Raw genomic sequence first — 16,879 nt, 5'->3', positions numbered from 1 at the left:
ATTTACTCGACTTCTCGTGGAGCAAAAACTGATACACCACCACCTGGAACTGGGAAGACACCAAATCCTTCATCGTCGATCACAACAGGGTGATCTTGATGGTTCGTATAGTCAAACCATTCTTGACCTGCACGTTCTTCACCGACAAACATCCGTTTTTCACACATATCGGCATTCGACAATAAGACCGCACAGCCGGAGTTCTCAATTTCCTCAACTCCACGACGAACCCAACCGACACAATGTGGATCATCGAGATAATCTTCTTGTTCACCATACGCTTTGTGATACCGTGCATAGAGTAAGGCATCAATCATTTCTTTTTTTCCTTCTACCGGATGTGGTCCTTGCACACCATAATAGTCACCGTAGAAGACACATGGATAACCATCTTTACGAAGTAAAATCGCCGCGTAAGCATGTTGTTTAAACCAGTCATCCACCCACGACTCCAGTGATTCGCCCGGTTGTGAATCGTGATTATCGACGAACGTGACGGCATTCGTCGGGTGTGATTCGACAAGGGTATCCGCAAACAACGTCGTCATATCAAAGTCTTGCCCCTGCTTCGAAGCTTCATGGAACTTGTAATGAAGCGGAACATCGAATAAATCGATCGTATAGTCGACGCTATCGAGGAAATGACGACAATCATCGAGATCTGATTTCCAGAACTCACCGACCATATAGAAGTCACCTTCACTTTTTTCAATCATTGATTTTGCGAATTCATGAACGAATTCATAGTTGATATGTTTGATGGCATCGAGTCGGAAACCTTGGCAATCAATTGTTTCTTGGAACCAATGTCCCCAGCGGATCATTTCTTCTCGGACTTCAGGGTGATTATAATCGATGTTCGCGAACATCAAATAGTCATAGTTTCCGAATTCATCATCGACTTGATCATTCCAATCTTTATTTTTACCGGAAATTTTAAAGACACCCGTCTTTTCTTCACGAGCATCAAAATCCGTTCCATTGAAAAATTCATGTGTCCAGATGAAATCTGAATATTTTCCGTTACGTCCCGGGAACGTAAACTTCGTCCAAGCTTCGATTTCAAACTCTTCTGAAATTTCTTTCGAACGATCTTCCGGATGGACTTCGACGACATTGATTGTCTCGAGTTCATCGGCTGCTGCTTTATGGTTCATGACGACATCCGCGTAAACAGCGATATCGTTCTCACGAGCAACCTGGATCGCTTCGACGAGTTCATCTTTCGTACCGTATTTCGTACGGACCGTTCCTTTTTGATCAAATTCGCCTAAATCATAGACGTCATAGATGCCATATCCTGTATCTTCATCCGATTGACCTTTTGACGCCGGTGGAATCCACACGGACGTGATGCCGGCAGCACGTAATTCAGGCGCCCGCTCTTTCAAGCGTTGCCAGTGCTTCCCATCATTCTCTACATGCCACTCAAAAAACTGCATCATCGTATGGTTACGTTCCATCTCTCTTCGCTCTCCCTTAGTTACTATAGTATGAATATTATTACAATATCTTTACTATTCCCCGGGGGAACAAAAATAAACGCTCCTCGTTTTTCAACGAGAAGCGTTCTACTGAATGGACCCTGCAGGGCTCGAACCTGCGACCGGACGGTTATGAGCCGTCTGCTCTGACCAGCTGAGCTAAGGGTCCTTAAGTAATAGTAGCGGCGGAGGGAGTCGAACCCACGACCTCACGGGTATGAACCGTACGCTCTAGCCAGCTGAGCTACACCGCCATGATGTATGTTTCTTACTCTTACTAGATTACGAGATGTGGCGAAACTTGTCAATATGCTATTTCAAAAAAATAAACAGCTGATTTCATTTTTTGAAATCAGCTGTCATAGATAAATCGTATTTCACTTAGTTCGTTAATGCGGTCCGCTGTTCAAGGACGAGATCCGTGATGTTGACAGCGTGATCGCCAATTCGTTCGAGGTTCGACAAGAGATCGACGAAAATCATCCCTGCTTGTCCCGTACATTCGCCAGCGTTAACACGAAGGACATGATGCTTACGGAATGAACGTTCGAGTGCATCGAGTTTACCTTCGAGTTCAAGAACTTTTCGAGCCCGTGTGACATCATCCTCTTCGACAGCGCGAACGGCACAATCGACGATTTCTTGTGTCAAAGCGTACATGTCATCAAGTTCTTGCTTCGCTGATGATGTGAACTGAATCCGGTTGACGATTTGGAAGTCAACCAATTCGACGATGTTTTCAACGTGGTCACCAATCCGTTCAAAATCATTGACGGCATGCATCAGTAACGAGTGCTCATTTGATTCACGTTTTGATAAATCATGTGCCGCTACTTTAACGAGATAACTCGTGACTTCTGTATTTAAATGGTTGATCGCATATTCAATCTGTTGTGATTCCGATACATCTTTCTTATCATGCGATTGTGTGTAACGCTGTGCTTTTGCAAGTGCGTCTTTCGAGAATTCACCCATACGCAATACTTCGAGCTTTGCTTGGTTTAATGCGAGTGCTGAAGATTGGTTCAAGATATTTTGATCCAGATGACGCGGTTTTGAATCAATCGTCGTATCCGTACCCGGTACGATTTTTTGTACAAGCCATGCGATTTGCGCAATGAACCAACACTGAATCAACGTATTGACGACGTTGAATGTTCCATGTGCAAAGGCGATTTGCATCTTTGGCCCTAAATCAAGCGCGCCCGTGATCCAAGTAATGAAATTCGAGAAGATTGGTAAAGCAATCAAGAATAAAATCGTCCCGATAATGTTGAAGATGACGTGTGCTGCTGCTGTTCGTTTAGCTGCAATCGACGCACCAAGTGCTGCGAGTACTGCTGTGATCGTCGTTCCGATGTTATCACCGAACAAGACGGGAAGTGCTGCTTTGATATCGATCATGCCACCAGCGTATAGCTCTTGTAAGATACCGATCGTTGCTGACGACGACTGAACAAGAACGGTAAAAATCGTTCCGACGAATACACCAAGCAATGGGTTATCCGACATCGATACCGTCAACTCACGGAACCAGACACTTGACTCAAGTGGAGCCATTCCGTCGCCCATCAATGTCAAACCATAGAACAATGCACCGAAGCCAAAGAAAATCTGTCCGATGTATTGAACCCTTTCTTTATTAAAGAAGAAGATCAAGAAAGCACCAATGGCGATTGCTGGAAGCGCAGCTTCCTTGACGTTAAAGCCGATGATGAAGGCCGTAATCGTTGTTCCGATGTTAGCCCCCATGACGACTCCAATCGCCTGTCGTAAATTCATCAGACCTGCACTAACGAGTCCGACGACGATGACGGTCGTCCCTGACGACGACTGTATCAAAATCGTGACGACGATACCTGCTAGGATACCTAACAGTGGGTTCGTCGTATATTTATCGAGGATATAACGTAATCGGTCTCCTGCTGTTTTTTGGAGCCCATCTCCCATATACTTAATACCGAATAGGAAAATCCCGAGTCCACCGATGAAGGTGAAAATCATTTCCTGCAAATCATAGTTCATCTTGCCAGCTCCTTTATTTCATGTGGATTGATGTGTTTGTAAAGTTTATTTTCTCAACTCCCCCATTATGTAAAGGTCTTTTGAACTTGTAAATAGTTTTTGAGACATCCGTTTGTTAAGGTTTTATTAATCTGTACCATTACACAAAAACCCTTTATTACTAATAAAAATTAAATAATTAAAATCTGTTTTAAAACAGTAGAAAGAGTGATTTACTTGTCATTTTTACGTCAACTGATTAATTACTTACAAACTTCTTTAATTCCAAATCGTCCGTTTTTGCGTCTTCGTTTGGCAGATGTTTCCCTTTATTTTTGTGGATTAGCTTGGATTTCATTTTGGACGACAGTCATTGATTCCTTCTTTTTACAAAAAAACATCCCAATCGTCGTCTGGTTCATCCTTCATTTCATCTTTATCGCAATCGCTGTATTACTTTACGTATTGTTTATGGCGTATCTAACGAAGGGATTTGTCCGATTGTTACTTCCCCGTCCGTGGGCGTATCGCCAAACGTTTCCTTACACAGTTGCGACGAATCTCTGGTCTTTCCCACTCGGTATGCTTCTATACCAACTCGATTATCCTCGCTTCGGAATCGGGATACTCGTAATCGGACACCTCGTCTACACATTAGTGCCATTATGGATTGCCCGTTCCGCGAAGCCACGCGCTTCACGCAAACCTCAATAAGTATCAAAATCAGGCGTCCGACGGATTGACGGACGTCCTTCTTTCATTAAACAATTGTAAATGTTCGATTTTCGTTCTTGTTTCTCGATTTTTAGGGAATAGTTCGATATGATAGGAAGGGTAAACATAAACAATATGGCGGTATGCCACAAAAGGAGATTTTCGATATGCCGAAAATGGTCCATCGCTCTAAGACTCGTCCTGTTCGTGTAGGGGACCTTGTCATTGGTGGAAATAATGAAGTCATCATCCAAAGTATGACGACAACTAAAACACACGACGTCGAAGCGACAGTCGCTGAAATTCTACGTCTTGAAGAAGCTGGTTGCCAAATCGTCCGCGTCGCTTGTCCAGAAGAACGTGATGCGCTCGCACTTGCAGAAATCAAAAGCCGAATCAACATTCCGCTTGTCGTAGACATCCACTTCAACTATAAACTTGCGCTCATGGCAATCGAAGCTGGCGTCGATAAAATCCGGATCAACCCGGGTAACATCGGTCGCCGCGAAAAGGTCGAAGCCGTCGTGACAGCAGCCAAAGCGAAAAACATCCCAATCCGGATCGGAGTAAACGCCGGTTCACTTGAAAAGCACATTCTTGAAAAATACGGCTACCCGACAGCACGTGGTATGGTCGAGAGTGCGTTGCACCACATTAAGATCCTCGAAGATCTCGACTTCCATGACATCATCGTCTCGCTTAAGGCATCAGACGTACAGTTGGCGCTTGAAGCGTATCAACTTGCTTCTGAATCGTTCGACTATCCACTTCACGTCGGGATCACGGAATCTGGTCCACTTCGCTCTGGTTCATTAAAATCAGCAGCGGGACTTGGCGCGATCTTGTCACGCGGAATCGGAAACACGGTTCGTGTATCTCTTTCAGCGGATCCTGTCGAAGAAGTAAAAGTCGCAAAAGAAGTCTTGAAATCATTTGGTCTCGCGGCGAATGCGGCGACATTGATCTCATGCCCAACATGTGGTCGGATCGAAATCGATTTGATGTCGATCGCTGCAGAAATCGAAGACTATATCGAAAACATCCAAGCGAACATCAAAGTCGCGGTTCTCGGATGTGCGGTCAACGGTCCTGGTGAAGCACGTGAAGCTGATATCGGTATCGCTGGCGCACGCAACGAAGGATTATTGTTCCGTCACGGAGAAATCATCCGTAAAGTACCGGAAGCAACGATGGTCGAAGAATTGAAGAAAGAGATTGATGCAATCGTTCTCGAAAAACAGGCTGAAAAAGAAGCCGAAAAAGCAAATCACGCATAAGTGGAAGACTCCTCCCTCGCGAGGAGTCTTTTTTCCTATCTCGATTTCGACTATGTTATACTAAGTGAAGAAAAATTTTTAGAACGTGGGTGACTGTAAATGAAAATTGGAATCGACATTGATGGAACGATCACACATCCATCCTCTTGCTTCACTTACATGAATAAACATCTCGGAACGTCGATTGACTTCAATCAGGCGTCCGAGTATGAATTGCATACGTATACCGATATGAATCAAATCGAATTTTGGGACTACATGGTGAACTCTGGTCACGAGACAGGCATTTATCGTGAATCCATCCCTCAAGAACATGTTCGTCATCACTTATGGAATTTGCGGAAGCAATATGATCTCCATTACGTAACAGCACGATCGGAGCTCGTTCGTCCTGTAACAGAAGAGTGGATCAAACAACACGAACTTCCTCTTGATTCCTTGATCATGACGGGATCACACGACAAAGTACAAGTCGTCCGTGATTTATCACTCGATTTATTCATGGAAGATCGATTAGAGAATGCTGTACAAATCGCAGAAGACACCTCTATTCCTGTAATCTTGTTCGATGCACCTTATAACCGTAAAGCCGTACCGAATAATGTCATTCGTGTCGCTTCCTGGAATGAGGCCGTTCAAGAGATTCAAAAATTTGCACCAATTCGTTAAAACAGCCGATTAGGCTGTTTTTTCCATTTTCTATGCCATTATCCGATGAGATAGCATACAATGGCATTAGATTTAGATTTTCTAATAGAAAGGGTTTCATGATGCTTACGACAGTGAATATCTTTTTCGTCAATATCTGTATTATCTTTCTTGTCTCTACATTCACTTTTTATCTGTTGCGTGATCGCTTACCGATTCAACCGGACTCGATGATGTCCACTCGCCTGTATTTCGGACTAGCGAATGGAGTAACAGGAATTCTCCTTATGCACCACGCCATCGATTTAAATGGGGCACTGATCGATTTACGATTGTTACCTCTCGCTTTATCCGCCCTATTTGGCGGTAACGTCAGTATCGCAGTGACAGGAACGATGCTTCTATTTTATCGGTTCTTGATTCATGACGGCGCTTCACTGAATGTTCTACTTAGTTCTGTCATCACACTACTTGGTTTTTTAATTCTTTCGTTTATTTGTCGCCGATTTATCACACGACAAGGGTACTTCTTTTCCGCCATCGTCACGGTCGGTTCATTACTTGTTCTTTGGCGACTGATCATAAGCAATTCTCCTGTCGATGCATGGGAAACGATCTATATTCCCTATTTTATCCTAACGATTGGTGGAGCGATTTTGTTTTATCGGTTATCCTCGCTCCTTCAACAGCACTTTGTTCTGTACTCCTATCAATCCTACCTCGCATCGACCGATCAGTTGACACGGCTTGCGAATCGACATGTCATTTTAGAAAAAGTAACGACGCTCGAAAAAAGTAACGCCTCTTGGAGTGTGATTCTATTCGATTTGGATCATTTCAAGACTGTGAACGATACACACGGTCACGCCATCGGTGACGCCGTCTTACGCCATTTTTCGATTATATTGAATGAATATTGTCCTGTACCAGTCACGGTCGGTCGATATGGAGGCGAAGAATTCATTATCATCATTCCGGATAGCGAACAATACTCTCCTGTTATCATAGCGGAAACGATCGTAACAGCCGTTCAGCAAACACCGTTCGTGATGCAGGATCATGCCGTATCAATCACCGTATCCGCTGGAATTGCTTACGCTCATCATCAGCCTGCTGAAATGGTCTTTAAGCAAGCAGATTCCGCTTTATATGAGGCAAAAACGCAAGGTCGAAATCAGTATCGACTGTACCAATCATAAGTATTGTATGAAAAAGCCACTTCTCTCCGAAAAATTCGGACTGAAGTGGCTTTTTTTGATTAATGAATCGTTCCTTCATTCGTTTTTTGTAGCAGACAGATGATTTCTTTAAGTGGTACGGGTTTAGCGAAGAAATAGCCTTGGAACAAATGAATCCCGATTTCTTTGGCAATGCGTACTTCCTCTCCTGTCTCTACTCCTTCAACGATACATTCGACATGCATCGACTCACTCAATTGAAAAATCGACTCAAGAATCGATTGTCGTTTCTCCGATGCTCCAATTTGTTCAATGAATTGCTTCGGAATCTTTAATTGACGTAACGGTAATAAACGTTCGAGGACGTGATAAGACGCATGACCAGTACCGAAATCATCAAGCGAAACTGGGAAATCAAGCGTTTTGATGCGCTTGAGCGCTCGATGAATCGACTGACTCTCAAAATCGAGCGACTGACTTTCCGTAATCTCAATCTTAATCTGTTGCGGCTTTAATGCATACTTGAGTAACGTTCGTTCAATGAATGGCATGAACGACTCACTCGTCAACTGTCGTGGTGATACGTTGACTGACAACGTAAACTCATCCGGAACCAGACCGACCAATGCTTTACGCGTCTTACATCCTTCCTCAAAGATCCACTCACCTAGACGAATGATCAAGTCACTTTTTTCAGCAATCGGGATGAACACGGATGGTCGATCGGCTCCCTGTAGCGGGGTCTTCCATCGAACCAATGCTTCGAGACCGATGAATTGCTCTGATCGAACATCGTATTGCAGTTGATAGACGAGGTGAAAATCCGTTTCAATATTAGCCTGTGCTAACGATTGTGCTGCTTTGACTCGTAATTCTTGATCCTTACGCCATTCTTGGTCAATACACATCACACGTTCGTTTTGTTGCGCTGCTTCTTGTAAGGCAGTCAATAATTGCTGCACCCGACGCTTTCGATTGTCGGTCGCCCCATCGCCATTATCAATGACGATGGATATGTTGACATAGACATGATGCCCCTCGATTTCGTATGGTACGGAAATTTCTTGGCTCAATTCTTCCATCGCTTCCTTACATGCCACCTCGTCCGGCTTTTCCATGACAATCAATAACGTCCCTGCTTCAATCCGAGCAAACGCTTGATAAGGAGGTAGTTGTCTCTTGAGTCGCTCGATACAGGCGCGTAGTACTTGTAACTGAATATCTTCTCCAAAATAACGTGCCAGCTCATAGTAGTTTTCTAAATGAATCCCGACAAAAATGAGCTGTTGTTCGGATCTTGGAAAATCAATTTCGTTTAATCCTTGACGATTCAAGACACCTGTTTCTTCATCACGTCGCGCCGTATCGTGTAATTGTATCGCAAGGTCATTCAAACGATTTAAATTGCGAATATGCAAGTGATTGATGACAAGTGCAATCGATACGCCAATCACAATCATACCAATCCGCCCATAATGGTCGGTCGGATCAATTTCCACCGTTACGGTATCGACATTCCCCATGACGTACAAACTAGTTGCGATGGTAACAATGATGGCGTACCACATCATGATGCGTTGATAGGAGATTAAAGCGATCATCAAAAACAAAAAGCTACTTGCCCAAACGGTAACTGCCGCGTAAGGTAAAAAGCTAATCGATGTAATCGGAACGACGAGCAACATCAAGGACAATAAGTGCGTTTGCAAAACGATTTCCATCTTACGACGACTGATATAAAAAATAAAAATTCCCATGATGACTAAAAATGAAATAATGACAGAACGACTCAAATATGCATTCTTGATTGTCTCTTCCGTCGTCGTATAAATGATTAGAGCACCAACAAGCATCATGAAAAGAGCAAAGTTTCCAATCCACCATTGTTGTTTCCGAACGATATCCTCCATGCTTTTCCCCTCCTTTCCGTCAGATTTTCCGTATAAAGGTTTCGACATCGCTTGATGATACTCCTGTTAAATGGAATGTGTCAATTCCTTCCTAAAAAGAAAAGTCTTCCCTCATACGTATCGTGGAAGACTTTCTTTCAAATTGATGTTTTTATAGTTCGACTCTACCTAACTCCTCGATGACATCCGTCGCTAGCAAGCTACTCGGATGTAAGCGTCGTTCAACTTGCCGAGAAGCACGTGCATACCACTCTGCTCCTTGCGCTAATGTTCTTTCGATGTCGCCTGTTGGATGTTGTGCAAGAAGGCTGGTTAATATGCCAAACAGAGTATCCCCACTTCCTCCTTTGGCGAGACCACTTGATGCACCAGAGATGACGAATCCGCCTCCATCCGGTTTCGCGATTAAGATGACATGGGACTTCAAGACGACAGTTACTTGATGCAAGATGGCATAGTCGGTTGCCTGACCAAAAAGATCATCTTGAATACTTGCGACACTCTGGTTCGTCATCCGGGCGAATTCACCGATATGCGGTGTGACGATGATCGGCGCGGTTCGCTCGGGATAACTTTCTTTTACTAGAGCTGCAGCATCTAATACAACCGGCACATCACTCTCAAGTAGATGGTCCACCCATGTTTCGACTGCCTCTTGCGATAATCCAGGACCGATTCCAACTGCTGAGATGGAGGGGAGCATCTCCTGAATTGCTGGTAACGTCTGATCAATGACCATCGCTTCCGGCGCTTGGGCGATGATTCCATGTTTCGCAAGTGCCGTCGTCGCAACTTGTAGTTTACCGACTCCTGTTCGTAAGGCTGCCCGTGTAGCGAGTTGGATGGAGCCCGGCATCGTCTCACTTCCACCAATCAATAGCGCCGTCCCGTACGTTCCTTTATGCCCGTATGGTTCCCGCTTGAATAAGGCGGTCACATCCTTAGGTGATACGCGCCATTCACCAAAAGTCGGTAATCCGATATCAATTGTTTCTAATTCGCCATAAAACGGGGCTGTTCGTATTAAAAAGGCAGATCGTTTCATTGCATGCAATTGGAATGTCACGTCTGCGCGAATCGCTGTCTCCTTAAATTCCGTTGCATGATCTGTCGGTACTCCGCTTGGAACATCTACTGCATAGATACGTGCCCCTTGCCGCTTTTGTTCCGATACGAATTCACACTGCGCTTCGAACACTTGATTCATCCGCTTTGGATCAAATCCCGTTCCATATAAGGCATCTAGAATCACATCATATTGACCACACGGTTGTTCGGTCACAAGTCCGAACGCTTCTGCATAATGAACATGAACGATGGATGTATCCGAACGATTTTCTCCAAATGGTGCATGTAGTGTGACATCAAATCCGTCGCGTATCAATTCGCGTCCAATGACATAGCCATCCCCACCGTTATTGCCTGTCCCACATAAAATCAAGATTCGCTCCGTCTTCCTATGACGCTCTTTGATACGTGTTGCGATGTGACTTCCAGCTCGTTCCATCAGCACTTCAAGTGGCAGTCCGGATGTCCGTGCCCACTCATCGATTTGTCGCGCTTCTTGTGTATCATAAATCATCTTCTCATCACCTCTGTTCGACTATTCCCGTTTTGAACAGGACTAGTCTTTTAAAACGCAAAAAGAGGACGCCCGACCGGGCATCCTCTTTCATTTAAGATGTCATGCGTTGACAATTCGCACAGCGTCCATAAATTTCGAACTTATGATCCTCAACTTCAAAGCCAGTCTCTTGGACCGGAGAAACCCATTCCATCGGACAGACATTCAATGTTTCCGTCTTGCCGCAGATTCGGCATATCAAATGATGATGATGGTGTCCTGAAGCACAAGCTGCTCGGTATTTCATCTCACCGTCTAATTCCGTCACTTCTAATAAGTCGATTTCCGAAAAGTCATTCAAGTTTCGATAGATTGTATCATAACTTAACGAAGGATGAGACGTTCGAAGAGCTTCTGCTACTTCCCGCGCACTGACATAACGATTCACTTCAAACAGATACGATAGCAAATCGAGACGCTTCGGTGTCATTTTAAACCCAGAAGCCTTCATGCGTTCACGCGCTTGTTCGATGTTCGTCTTCATGTGTTTTCCCTCCTATCCAAAAACGTTCCAACAGCATCACGATGATCAGCTCAAGTACCGCAATCAAGACGATCATTCCGCCGGGTGCCAAATCGAACTGATAAGCCAGGATGAGTCCAAGTACTGTAGCGATTTCGCCGAAGATGATTGCTAAAAAGATTGTCATCTTAAAACTCTTCGCAATTCGAAGTGCTGCCGCAACCGGTAACGTGATTAAGCTTGAGACAAGCAAAATCCCAACGATTCGCATACTGATCGCAATGACAAGCGCAACGACGATCATAAAGAGAATATGCACTAAGCGAAGGCGAATCCCGGAAACGCGCGCCTGCTCCTCGTCAAAGGAGAGGAACAACAATTCCTTGTAAAAAGCAAAGACGAAGATGACGACGACGATCGTCACGATAAGAATCGTGTACACATCCGTCAAGGCGACAGCCGAGACCGTTCCAAATAAGAAGGAGACGAGATCCATTGAAAAGCCGTTCGCGAGACTGATGAATGTTGCCCCAAGCCCCATTCCCGTCGCCATGATGATCGGGATTGCGAGTTCTTGGAAGTGCTTGTACTTCGCACGCAACCAATCGATCGTCAGTGCCGCGATGACCGACGTCACGATTCCTAAATACAGTGGATTCAAGTCCGCTAATTGTGCGACCATTCCAGAAATCAATAGACTGAGCGCAATCCCAGCTAGCGTGACGTGTGATAGTGCATCTGCGATTAAGCTCATCCGCCGGACGACGACGAACGAACCGATCAATGGTGCCGTGAATCCGATCAGAATGGCAGCCACCAAAGCGTACTGTAAAAACTTTAACGTCATGAACGCTTCAATCATTGGACACTCTTCCCTTCATGAACGAGGACACGTCCCGGAACCGGATAGAGGGAGCGGATCGTCTGTTCATCTAGTTCCCAGTATTCCTTGATGCCACAGTTACATCCTAAACGTCCATCGACCAGATGAATCACATCCGTGACAAGTTTACTGACGAAATGAATATCATGCGTGACAAGAACGAATGTCCGGCGCTTATCTCGACGAAGTTCTTCTAAGATCTCATAAAATTCTTTCACGTATCGCTGATCGACACCAACGGTTGGTTCATCCAAGATCATTAAATCCGGATCATTGACGAGCGCACGTGCGATGAAAACACGTTGTTGTTGACCACCGGATAGGTCGCCTACTTTTGAATCGCGTCGCTCCCACATGCCGACCGTTTCGAGGGCCGTTCGTACTTTGTCTCGATCGTCGCGAGACAAGCGACGAAAGAGTCCTTTTTTAGCGTACAGTCCCATCTCAACGACTTCTGCGACAGTCACCGGAAAACCGGAGTTGAACGCTGCCGCTTTTTGCGAAACATAGCTGATCCGCCACCATTCATTGAATTGTGATTGGGATTGTCCAAATAAACGAATCGTTCCTTTCGGTTGCAATAACCCTAATATACATTTGATCAGCGTCGATTTTCCGGATCCATTTTCACCGACGATGGCTAAAAATTGCCCTTGCTCGACCTGAAACGAGACTTGATTCAACACCCGACGATCCGGGTAATCATAGCTGACTTGATCAATCTCGATGATTGGTGTTTCCATGTATTTTCACTCCTTCCGTTTTCGTAAAACGGAATAATTACGCCTTAATCAACTGTCTTATTATAGCGCCCGCCAATTATTGGTGCAACTCTAGCAACTTCCTATCCTCCTTAGAAAACATTCAAGGTACAATAAAGAAAGAAGCTAGCTGTTTCCGGCTTGTTCAGAGAGGGAATTCTTTTAGTGCACGCATCGCAGAGAGGAGTCGGAGTCATTTGAAACAAGAACTTGCAGTCATCGATATCGGTTCCAACTCGATTCGTTATGTCATCTTCCATCCGATCGCTTCTGGTCGCTATATCGAGAAGATTAATATTAAAGTCGTCGCCCGGTTATCTGCTCACATCAACGAGGATGGAGCACTCGATGATGAAGGCATCGCCTTACTCGAAGAAACGTTACATCGTTTTTATGAAGTTGGTGTCACCCATGAAGTCGAAGAAACAATCTGTGTCGCGACAGCAGCCATCCGTAATGCAACGAACCGAGATGCCATCGTTGAATCCGTTACAGAAAACACGCCTTTTTCCATTCAGGTTCTGACAGATGAACAAGAAGCATACTATGGCTATTTTGCCATCATCAATTCGACCTTCCTGACTGATGGCTTTTCTGTCGATATCGGTGGTGGTTCCATGGAAGTCACCTTGATTGAAAATCGCGAAATGGTGGCGTATCACAGCTTTCCATTTGGTGCCGTCACTTTGACACGGCAATTCGTTTCGGACGAGACACTAAATACCAGCGATAAGAAAAAATTGGTGAAATTCCTACGGGAGCAATTCGAATCGATTCCATGGCTGAGTGATAAAAAGCTTCCTTTAATCGGTGTCGGTGGTTCTGCCCGAAATTTCGTTCGGATCCATCAGTCGAATCAGGACTATCCCCTACGAAGTGTTCACCAATATCAAATCAAAGCGAAGGAACTCGCGAAGATGGTGGACGATCTCGAAGGCAAGTCGGCGAAACAACTATCGAAAATCGAAGGACTCTCAAAGGATCGAATTGATATCTTCCTGCCGGCATTGATTGCGATTCAAGAGTTAGCTCATCACATCGAAGCGGAAGAATTCGTCATGAGTAATCTCGGTCTTCGCGAAGGTCTTGTTTACGAGTTCGATGTGCAGGACGAAGCATACCGTCGGATTGAAAACGTACGTGAGCAAAGTCTCTATCAGCTCGAAAGCGACTATAAGGTCAATCGAGATCGTGCGTCATATATTGGAACTCTCGCCAAATCGATGTACCGGCAGCTCGTCACGCTCGACTTGATTTCAGAACGCGCGTCTGATCTACGACTGCTCGATTCAGCAAGTCGCTTATTTTATTGTGGACAATACATTAATCCAGATACACGATCGGACCAGACGTTCTACCTGTTGACGAATACCGAATTGAATGGCATGACGCACAAGGATCGCGTTGCGCTCTCGCTTGTCAGCTCCTATTCTTCTGCCAAACGGATGAACCAGCTTGCGAAACCTTTCAAGGACTGGTTTACGGAAAAATCGCTGGATCGCTTCGATCTACTTGGTTCTCTCCTCAAATTAAGTCATGCGCTCGACGTGACGGAGCGAAAAGCTGTCGATCATTTGGAGCTATTCCTTCAAAAGGATCAACTCCAATTCGTCCTCGATACAGGGGATCATGATTATGGATTCGAAGTCGAAAAAGCGGAAAAACAAAAGAAACACCTGGAACGAATCATTGATTGTACGATTACCTTCGAAACGAAAGGAGATCTTCCTTCATGAAGCTCGACATACCGGAACATTTCAATAATCGTGAGCTTAGCTGGCTCCAATTCAACAAACGTGTACTGGATGAAGCGTTTGACACACGCAATCCGTTAATGGAACGTTTTAAGTTTCTCGGTATCTTTAGTTCCAATCTAGACGAGTTCTATATGGTACGGGTCGGTGGTTTAAAGGATGAAGTACTCGCCGGATTCAATAAACCGGAAAATAAACAACAAATGACACCCAAACAGCAGTTACGTGCGATCGCAGCGAAAACAAAGGAGTTAGTCGATCGGCAATACGAAGCATTTCAATCAATCAATCAGACGTTATCCGATGAAGGCATTACATTCTTAAAATATGATGCCCTGACTTCGGATCAGACGACCTATGTAAAATCCTTTTTCCGTGAACAAGTCTTTCCGGTACTCACGCCTGTCGCTGTCGATGCCTATCGTCCATTCCCGATGCTCTCGTCAAAGTCACTCAACATCGCGACGGTACTCGAGGCAGAAGACGGGACAAAACGGAATTTGGCGCTCGTACAAGTACCTGCTGTCTTGCCACGATTCGTCGATTTACCGGTAGAAGATGATGAGACGACCGCTGTCATCTTACTCGAAGACGTCATCATCGCCTTCATCGATAGTCTATTCAAAGGCTATCGTGTGTTGTCTGCGATGCCGTTTCGAATTACGCGTAATGCCGACCTTCCGTTTCACGAGGAAGGTACGCATGACTTATTAAAGCTGATTGAGAAAGAATTAAAAAAGCGGCGTTGGGGAGTCGCGATTCGACTCGAAGTTCAAAAAGCTGCCATCAATACCGAACTGCTCAACATGTTGCGCGATGTACTTGATTTACAGGAACGCGACATCTTTGCCGTGGATGGTCCGATTGATTTAACGTTCTCCTTTGCCTTTTACAGTCAAATCGGTATTGAATATGATCATTTGATTTATCAGACGATCATGCCAGTCGACCCACCAGCACTCGATAGTTCAAAAAATCTGTTCAATCAATTACTCGAACGCGATTATCTCTTGCATCATCCGTATCATACGTTTGATCCTATCGTCCGGTTCATCGTCCAAGCGGCAAATGATCCGAACGTCCTTGCCATCAAACAAACACTTTATCGCGTATCTGGTGATTCACCGATCATCAAGGCCTTAAAAACGGCTGCTGAAAACGGGAAACAGGTCACCGTCCTCGTTGAACTCAAGGCTCGATTCGACGAGGCGAAAAACATCGAATGGGCAAAGCAACTAGAAAAGGTCGGCGCCCATGTCATCTACGGATATAGTGATTTAAAGACACACTCGAAGATCACGCTCGTCGTCCGACTCCACGAAGGCAAAATTCAGCGTTTTGTCCACCTTGGTACCGGCAACTATAATGATTCGACGGCGAAACTATACACGGACGTCGGATTATTAACCGCTCGGGAAGAGATCGCCGAAGATGCGACGAACTTCTTCAATTGGTTATCCGGGTACGGGGAACAGCCGGAATGGAACGTCATCCAAACTTCACCGAACGCGATGCTTGAGAAGTTCCTGTCATTAATCGATGAAGAGATTCATCATCATAAAAAACACGGAAATGGTCGAATCGTTGCTAAGATGAATAGTTTAACGGAAAAAGACATCATTTTACGGCTCTACAAGGCATCGCGCGCCGGTGTCCAAGTCGAACTTATCGTTCGGGGCGTCTGTTGTCTGCGTCCTGGCATTCCAGATGTTTCGGAGAATATTCGCGTCATCTCGATCGTCGACCGTTACTTGGAGCATTCACGCATCTTCTACTTCCACCACAATGGACAGGATTTGATGTATGGGTCAAGCGCGGACTGGATGACACGCAACATGCGAAAACGGATTGAAATCTTGTTCCCGATCATGGACGAAGAACATAAGGAGTATTTAAAGGATTGTCTCGCCCTCGCCCTTGCTGATAATGTAAAGTCGCGTGAGCAGGCAGCCGATGGATCTTATCATTACGTGAAGGATGGAAAACAGAGCTGTGAATCCCAGCTGCTGATTCAAGACTATACGAGCGGCAAACTAAAACAAAAACCTAGTTTTACAGCTCCATTGACACACAAGTGGATCACGATTGAAAAGAAAGAGGACAAAGTCATTCTTGATCAAAATGCTACATGATGTTGGTCATGTTTTACCACGTACTCTACTTCAAATGCTGATTTACA

General features: G+C 44.9%; 13 protein-coding genes and 2 tRNA genes. 6 read left to right on the top strand and 9 right to left on the bottom strand.

Annotation, left to right across the window (positions count from 1 at the left end):
- Nucleotides 1-2 precede the first annotated feature (2 nt).
- From U719_RS04395 to U719_RS04380, 4 genes are all read right to left on the bottom strand, one after another.
- Nucleotides 3-1,463, bottom strand: a complete 1,461-nt coding sequence (locus U719_RS04395; protein WP_023467536.1) for an alpha-amylase — start codon at nucleotides 1,461-1,463, stop codon at nucleotides 3-5.
- A gap of 116 nt (nucleotides 1,464-1,579) precedes the next feature.
- Nucleotides 1,580-1,653: transfer RNA gene (locus U719_RS04390), tRNA-Ile, on the bottom strand.
- An 11-nt stretch (nucleotides 1,654-1,664) separates the two neighbouring features.
- Nucleotides 1,665-1,738, bottom strand: a tRNA-Met gene (locus U719_RS04385).
- Between the two features lie 127 nt (nucleotides 1,739-1,865).
- Nucleotides 1,866-3,509: a Na/Pi cotransporter family protein gene (locus U719_RS04380; RefSeq protein WP_023467535.1), complete on the bottom strand. Its 1,644-nt coding sequence runs from the start codon at nucleotides 3,507-3,509 to the stop codon at nucleotides 1,866-1,868.
- A gap of 207 nt (nucleotides 3,510-3,716) precedes the next feature.
- On the opposite strand from U719_RS04380, the gene U719_RS04375 reads away from it, so the two are divergent.
- The 4 genes from U719_RS04375 (at nucleotide 3,717) to U719_RS16405 (ending at nucleotide 7,326) form a co-directional block, all read left to right on the top strand.
- Complete coding sequence (locus tag U719_RS04375; RefSeq protein WP_023467534.1) at nucleotides 3,717-4,202, top strand: hypothetical protein; 486 nt, start codon at nucleotides 3,717-3,719, stop codon at nucleotides 4,200-4,202.
- 167 nt (nucleotides 4,203-4,369) lie between these two features.
- On the top strand, nucleotides 4,370-5,479 hold the full coding sequence (gene ispG, locus U719_RS04370) for a flavodoxin-dependent (E)-4-hydroxy-3-methylbut-2-enyl-diphosphate synthase (protein ID WP_023467533.1): 1,110 nt from the start codon (nucleotides 4,370-4,372) through the stop codon (nucleotides 5,477-5,479).
- Between the two features lie 99 nt (nucleotides 5,480-5,578).
- Complete coding sequence (locus tag U719_RS04365) at nucleotides 5,579-6,148, top strand: hypothetical protein (protein ID WP_023467532.1); 570 nt, start codon at nucleotides 5,579-5,581, stop codon at nucleotides 6,146-6,148.
- A 98-nt stretch (nucleotides 6,149-6,246) separates the two neighbouring features.
- Nucleotides 6,247-7,326, top strand: a complete 1,080-nt coding sequence (locus U719_RS16405; protein WP_023467531.1) for a diguanylate cyclase — start codon at nucleotides 6,247-6,249, stop codon at nucleotides 7,324-7,326.
- A 59-nt stretch (nucleotides 7,327-7,385) separates the two neighbouring features.
- Here the strand turns inward: U719_RS16405 and U719_RS04355 are convergent, their stop codons facing one another.
- From U719_RS04355 to U719_RS04335, 5 genes are all read right to left on the bottom strand, one after another.
- Complete coding sequence (locus U719_RS04355; protein WP_023467530.1) at nucleotides 7,386-9,215, bottom strand: GGDEF domain-containing phosphodiesterase; 1,830 nt, start codon at nucleotides 9,213-9,215, stop codon at nucleotides 7,386-7,388.
- Between the two features lie 151 nt (nucleotides 9,216-9,366).
- Nucleotides 9,367-10,797, bottom strand: coding sequence for a bifunctional ADP-dependent NAD(P)H-hydrate dehydratase/NAD(P)H-hydrate epimerase (locus tag U719_RS04350; RefSeq protein ID WP_023467529.1), 1,431 nt, complete (start codon nucleotides 10,795-10,797; stop codon nucleotides 9,367-9,369).
- Nucleotides 10,798-10,891: 94 nt separating this feature from the next.
- On the bottom strand, nucleotides 10,892-11,323 hold the full coding sequence (locus tag U719_RS04345) for a Fur family transcriptional regulator (RefSeq protein WP_023467528.1): 432 nt from the start codon (nucleotides 11,321-11,323) through the stop codon (nucleotides 10,892-10,894).
- On the bottom strand, nucleotides 11,295-12,164 hold the full coding sequence (locus U719_RS04340) for a metal ABC transporter permease (RefSeq protein ID WP_023467527.1): 870 nt from the start codon (nucleotides 12,162-12,164) through the stop codon (nucleotides 11,295-11,297). Before U719_RS04340 ends, U719_RS04345 begins: the two co-directional genes overlap by 29 nt.
- Nucleotides 12,161-12,928: a metal ABC transporter ATP-binding protein gene (locus tag U719_RS04335; protein WP_023467526.1), complete on the bottom strand. Its 768-nt coding sequence runs from the start codon at nucleotides 12,926-12,928 to the stop codon at nucleotides 12,161-12,163. The genes U719_RS04340 and U719_RS04335 overlap by 4 nt, the downstream gene beginning before the upstream one ends.
- Before the next feature lie 215 nt (nucleotides 12,929-13,143).
- On the opposite strand from U719_RS04335, the gene U719_RS04330 reads away from it, so the two are divergent.
- Both U719_RS04330 and U719_RS04325 read left to right on the top strand, forming a co-directional pair.
- Nucleotides 13,144-14,682, top strand: a complete 1,539-nt coding sequence (locus tag U719_RS04330; RefSeq protein ID WP_023467525.1) for a Ppx/GppA phosphatase family protein — start codon at nucleotides 13,144-13,146, stop codon at nucleotides 14,680-14,682.
- A complete protein-coding gene (locus U719_RS04325; protein ID WP_023467524.1) occupies nucleotides 14,679-16,832 on the top strand; it encodes an RNA degradosome polyphosphate kinase in 2,154 nt (717 codons plus the stop codon). The genes U719_RS04330 and U719_RS04325 overlap by 4 nt, the downstream gene beginning before the upstream one ends.
- The last annotated feature ends 47 nt before the right edge of the window (nucleotides 16,833-16,879 follow it).

The organism is Exiguobacterium sp. MH3, from assembly GCF_000496635.1.
In the GTDB taxonomy this organism is placed as follows: domain Bacteria; phylum Bacillota; class Bacilli; order Exiguobacteriales; family Exiguobacteriaceae; genus Exiguobacterium_A; species Exiguobacterium_A indicum.
Note: the sequence above shows the minus strand (reverse complement) of the source record. Positions and strands in the feature narration are given on the sequence as shown.

Coding starts and splice junctions, on each gene's coding strand:
- U719_RS04340 (WP_023467527.1), bottom strand. CDS start 12,164: ATGATTGAAGCGTTCATGACGTTAAAGTTTTTACAGTACGCTTTGGTG.
- U719_RS16405 (WP_023467531.1), top strand. CDS start 6,247: ATGATGCTTACGACAGTGAATATCTTTTTCGTCAATATCTGTATTATC.
- U719_RS04395 (WP_023467536.1), bottom strand. CDS start 1,463: ATGGAACGTAACCATACGATGATGCAGTTTTTTGAGTGGCATGTAGAG.
- U719_RS04350 (WP_023467529.1), bottom strand. CDS start 10,797: ATGATTTATGATACACAAGAAGCGCGACAAATCGATGAGTGGGCACGG.
- U719_RS04325 (WP_023467524.1), top strand. CDS start 14,679: ATGAAGCTCGACATACCGGAACATTTCAATAATCGTGAGCTTAGCTGG.
- U719_RS04365 (WP_023467532.1), top strand. CDS start 5,579: ATGAAAATTGGAATCGACATTGATGGAACGATCACACATCCATCCTCT.
- ispG (WP_023467533.1), top strand. CDS start 4,370: ATGCCGAAAATGGTCCATCGCTCTAAGACTCGTCCTGTTCGTGTAGGG.
- U719_RS04335 (WP_023467526.1), bottom strand. CDS start 12,928: ATGGAAACACCAATCATCGAGATTGATCAAGTCAGCTATGATTACCCG.
- U719_RS04380 (WP_023467535.1), bottom strand. CDS start 3,509: ATGAACTATGATTTGCAGGAAATGATTTTCACCTTCATCGGTGGACTC.
- U719_RS04355 (WP_023467530.1), bottom strand. CDS start 9,215: ATGGAGGATATCGTTCGGAAACAACAATGGTGGATTGGAAACTTTGCT.
- U719_RS04345 (WP_023467528.1), bottom strand. CDS start 11,323: ATGAAGACGAACATCGAACAAGCGCGTGAACGCATGAAGGCTTCTGGG.